The 4,122-nt window shown below is 62.1% G+C and carries 5 protein-coding genes and 1 pseudogene; 5 read left to right on the top strand and 1 reads right to left on the bottom strand.

The genetic code is table 11. The features are described from left to right. Positions 1-185 (bottom strand): annotated as a pseudogene (locus EN893_RS21810) (sulfite exporter TauE/SafE family protein); the annotation flags it as partial. A 328-nt stretch (positions 186-513) separates the two neighbouring features. On the opposite strand from EN893_RS21810, the gene rplS reads away from it, so the two are divergent. The 5 genes from rplS to EN893_RS21775 form a co-directional block, all read left to right on the top strand. Further along, a complete protein-coding gene (rplS, locus tag EN893_RS21800; protein ID WP_013528861.1) occupies positions 514-1,065 on the top strand; it encodes a 50S ribosomal protein L19 in 552 nt (183 codons plus the stop codon). 154 nt (positions 1,066-1,219) lie between these two features. Next, positions 1,220-1,633, top strand: coding sequence for an organic hydroperoxide resistance protein (locus tag EN893_RS21795; RefSeq protein WP_127267363.1), 414 nt, complete (start codon positions 1,220-1,222; stop codon positions 1,631-1,633). Continuing rightward, positions 1,630-2,139 carry a MarR family transcriptional regulator gene (locus EN893_RS21790; protein WP_127267364.1) on the top strand — a complete coding sequence of 170 codons (510 nt, stop codon included), beginning with the start codon at positions 1,630-1,632 and terminating at the stop codon, positions 2,137-2,139. The genes EN893_RS21795 and EN893_RS21790 overlap by 4 nt, the downstream gene beginning before the upstream one ends. Before the next feature lie 177 nt (positions 2,140-2,316). Then, positions 2,317-3,114 (top strand): basic amino acid ABC transporter substrate-binding protein, encoded by a 798-nt coding sequence (locus EN893_RS21785; RefSeq protein ID WP_127267365.1) that lies wholly within the window; start codon positions 2,317-2,319, stop codon positions 3,112-3,114. A 201-nt stretch (positions 3,115-3,315) separates the two neighbouring features. Next, positions 3,316-4,122: amino acid ABC transporter permease (locus tag EN893_RS21775; RefSeq protein WP_127267366.1), on the top strand; the 807-nt coding region annotated here is incomplete at its 3' end.

Here is a 4,122-nt window from a genome sequence, read left to right as displayed (position 1 = left end):
GCGAGGGTCGAGGTGATGTAGCCTGGAAATTGCGTCACCGAGGAGGTGGCGTTGGCGACGATCGGCGGCAGGCCGACCAACGTCATGGCGCCGAAGGTGATGAAGGTGCCGCCACCGGCGACCGCATTGGCGGCGCCTGACAGAAAGCCCGCCAGAAACAGCAGGATGGCATCGAAGACAGACATGAATTGCGGCCGCTCAAAACTGTGTTATTTCAGGCTTAGAAAGCCTGAACGACCGGCGCAACCCGGCACGGCAGGATTACGATGGTGCCATGCGAGCAGAAAATGCGCTGCCAAGGCGTGACAAAGCGGCGAAATAGCTGTATGTGCCCGCCCGTACCGGCCAGAAAGAATCTGCCGGACCCGTCAACAATGACGGTGTAGTCGCCCCTGCTGGATGTTTCAAAGACAAATGTCTTGGAGACAAAAGGCATAGCCAAGCGGTCAATGGAACTGCAAGGCGAGTGTCGGACGCTCTGACTGTCGGAAGAACAAGAAGTGGACTTTTGAGATGGATATTCTCCGTCAGCTCGAGGCCGAACAGGCCGCCAAGATCGAAGCCAAGCGCAAGCTTCCCGAATTCCAGCCCGGCGACACCGTGCGCGTCCAGGTCCGCGTGACCGAAGGCACCCGCACCCGCGTCCAGGCCTATGAGGGCGTCGTCATCGCCCGCGCAGGCGCCGGCTTCCAGGAGAACTTCACGGTTCGCAAGATTTCCTACGGCGAAGGCGTCGAGCGCGTGTTCCCGGTCTACTCGCCGATGGTTGAAGGCGTCGAGATCGTTCGCCGCGGCAAGGTGCGTCGCGCCAAGCTCTATTACCTGCGCGATCGTCGCGGCAAATCGGCCCGTATTTCGGAAAACACCGGCGTGCGCGCCCGCAAGCTGAATGATGAGGAGCGCGATGCGCTGAACGCCGAGAAGGCCCGCATCGAGGCCGAGAAGGTGGCAGCAGCCGAGGCCCTGGCCGTCGAGAAGGCCGCCCAGGACGCCGCCGAGAAGAAGGCCGCCGCCGAAGCCGAAGCAGCAGCCAAGGCCGCCGCGGAAGCGACCCCCGCCGAATAAGGTTTTCGGACATCCCATTCAAAAAGGCGGCTTCGGCCGCCTTTTTCGTTTCACCGGACTGTGAACGCTTTCAGCGCCAGAAACGGGATCCGCTGTTGACGGCACATTATCTTGTGTACTAAATAATCGTGTACAAAGTAATTGGAGATTTGATATGGCACTCTACACCACACAGGCTCACGTCACCGGCGGCCGCGCCGGTCATGGCGAGACCAGCGACGGTCTGCTCAAGGTCGATCTGGCAATGCCCAAGGAGCTCGGCGGGCCGGGGGGCGCCACCAATCCTGAGCAACTGTTCGCAATCGGCTATGCCGCCTGCTTCGAAAGCGCCATCCGCTTCGTCGCGCGCAAACAGAAGCTGTCGCTGACGGATGCCGGGGTAACCTCCACCGTCAGCCTGCTTCCCAATGGCGAAGGCTTTAAGCTCGGCGTCGCGCTCGCGGCGGAAACGAAAGGCCTTGATCAGGCGGCGGCGGAAGCGCTTGTATCGGAGGCGCACAAGATCTGCCCCTATTCCAACGCCATCAGGGGCAATGTCGACGTAGCGCTTTCGGTAAAGGCGGCATGACGGAAAAGACGACAAAGAGCACCAGCGACGTCCCGGCGGAGGCCACCGGGACGTTTCACGTTCCGCGGCTCGACCAGCAGCTGTGCTTCGCGCTCTATTCGGCAAGCGGGCTGATGACGAAGCTCTACCGCCCGCTGCTCGATCCGCTCGGCCTGACCTATCCGCAATATCTGGCCATGTTGGCGCTGTGGGAACGAGCTCCAAGCACGGTTGGCGAGCTTGGCGAAGCGCTTGGGCTGGATTCGGCGACGCTGACGCCGCTGCTCAAGCGGATGGAGGCTGGCGGACTGGTCACACGCCGGCGCGACCCCGCCGACGAGCGCCGGGTTATGGTCGAGCCGACAGCGAAGGGCCAAGCGTTGCGTGAGCAGGCCAAAAGCGTGCCGGCGGCGATGCTTTGCAACCTGCCGCTGGATGCCGACGAGTTGAAATCCCTGCACCGCACGCTGACGCGGTTCGTCTCCGGCTTGCGCAAGGCAGATGCCGGCATCGCGAAGCGGAGCTGATCGCTGCCGCGACACCGTTCAATCCTGAATCCCGGAAATGAAGGCACTGGAATCCGCTTTCGCGCATCCTGACGCAGCGGACCGTCTTGCATGACGCTTGCGGAAAGCTAAAGTCGGCGCCGTATTTTCCTGCAAGCCCGGCCATGTCCGGGTCCGTCAATTTCCGGGGAGTGTGTCATGACCAAATCGAAACTGCTGCTGGCAGGCCTGCTTGCCCTCGTCCTGACGCCCGTTGCCGCCTTTGCGCAGGCGCTGCCCGACCTCGGCGGCAAAAAGGTGGTGGTTGTGACCGAAAACGCCTATCCGCCGCTGCAGTTCATCGATGCCAAGACCGGCAAGCAGATCGGCTGGGAGTATGACGCGATGAACGAGATCGCCAAGCGGCTCAATTTCACGGTCGAGTACCAGAACACTTCCTGGGACGCGATGATCCAGGCGGTTTCCGACAACCAGTACAACATTGGCATGACCGGCATCACCATCAAGGACGACCGCAAGGAGAAGGTCGATTTCTCCGACCCCTATATGCGCTCGGAACAGTTCATGCTGGTGCGCGGCGATGAGAGCCGCTTCACTGACGACAAGACCTTCGGCGACTTCAAGGACGGGCTGATCGGCGCGCAGGCCGGCACCACGCCCTTCTACACCGCCGTCTACAGCGTGCTCGACGGCAATGAGCAGAACCCGCGCATCAAACTGTTCGAGACCTTCGGCGCGACCGTGCAGGCACTGAAATCAGGCGACGTCGATGTCGTTTTGACCGATGGCACCGCTGGCAAAGGCTATGTCGACGCCTCCGAGGGCAAACTGAAACTGATCGGCGGGCCGCTCGGCACCGAGGATTTCGGTTTCATTTTCCCCAAGGGTTCCGACCTGGTGAAGCCGATCAACGCGGCAATCGCTGCGTTGAAGGCGGACGGGACGTTCGATGCGCTGAACAAGAAATGGTTTCTTGATTACAAGATGGGGCAGTGATTTCGCGCTGACTTCGCGCTTGAACGCCCCCCTCTGCCCTGCCGGGCATCTCCCCCTCAAGGGGGGAGATCGGCTCTTTTTTCCGCTTTCGCCAATCACCAAAGTTGTAAAAAGAGTGCCGTCGACGAAGCTGCCAATCTCCCCCCTTGAGGGGGAGATGTCCGGCAGGACAGAGGGGGGCGCCTTGGCGCAATCCTTTTGATGCCTCCCGCCTCTTCGTCCAAAGCCGACTTCCCCTGGTGGCTTGTCGTTGCCGCAGCCCTCGCGATCGCGGTGGCCGTCTTCGTCGCCACCAGCAACCTCTATGCCCAGGTGTTCGCCACGGTCGCCAAGGGCATCGGCGTCACCATCTTCGTCACCGTGATCGCCTTCGTGCTGGCGTCGGCCATTGGGCTCGGCATCGCGCTGATGGGAATGTCCGGTTCGCGCTGGCTGCGCCAGATCGCGCGCTTCTATGTCGAGATCGTCCGCGGCGTGCCGATCCTGGTGCTGTTGTTCTGGATCGCCTTTGCCGGCGCGCCGGCCTTCGTCGCGGCCTGGAACGCGCTGACCGCGCCGCTGCAAAACGCCGGCCTGTTCGGCGAGCTTTTGGTGCGCGACGTGTCGCTGCTCTGGCGCGCCATCATGGCGCTGACCATCGGCTATTCGGCTTTCATCTCGGAGGTTTTCCGGGCCGGCATCCAGGCGGTGGAGAAGGGTCAGATCGAAGCGGCGAAGGCGCTTGGGCTGACACGCGCGCAGCGTTTCCGGCTGATCGTGTTCCCACAGGCAATCCGCACCATCCTGCCGCCGCTCGGCAATGATTTCGTCGCTTTGGTCAAGGATTCCTCGCTGGTCTCGGTGCTCGGCGTTGCCGACATCACGCAGATGGGCAAGGTCTACGCCGCCGGCTCCTTTCGCTTCTTCGAGACCTATTCGATAACGGCCTACATCTATCTCATCCTGACCGTCGGCCTGTCGCTGGCGCTCAGGGCGCTGGAGCGGCGGCTGCGCCGCCAGCACGAGGAA

This window comes from Mesorhizobium sp. M7A.F.Ca.CA.004.04.2.1, assembly GCF_004022825.1.
Classification (GTDB): domain Bacteria; phylum Pseudomonadota; class Alphaproteobacteria; order Rhizobiales; family Rhizobiaceae; genus Mesorhizobium.
This window is presented reverse-complemented; position numbering and strand designations above follow the sequence as displayed.

Coding starts and splice junctions, on each gene's coding strand:
- EN893_RS21795 (WP_127267363.1), top strand. CDS start 1,220: ATGGCACTCTACACCACACAGGCTCACGTCACCGGCGGCCGCGCCGGT.
- EN893_RS21790 (WP_127267364.1), top strand. CDS start 1,630: ATGACGGAAAAGACGACAAAGAGCACCAGCGACGTCCCGGCGGAGGCC.
- EN893_RS21785 (WP_127267365.1), top strand. CDS start 2,317: ATGACCAAATCGAAACTGCTGCTGGCAGGCCTGCTTGCCCTCGTCCTG.
- rplS (WP_013528861.1), top strand. CDS start 514: ATGGATATTCTCCGTCAGCTCGAGGCCGAACAGGCCGCCAAGATCGAA.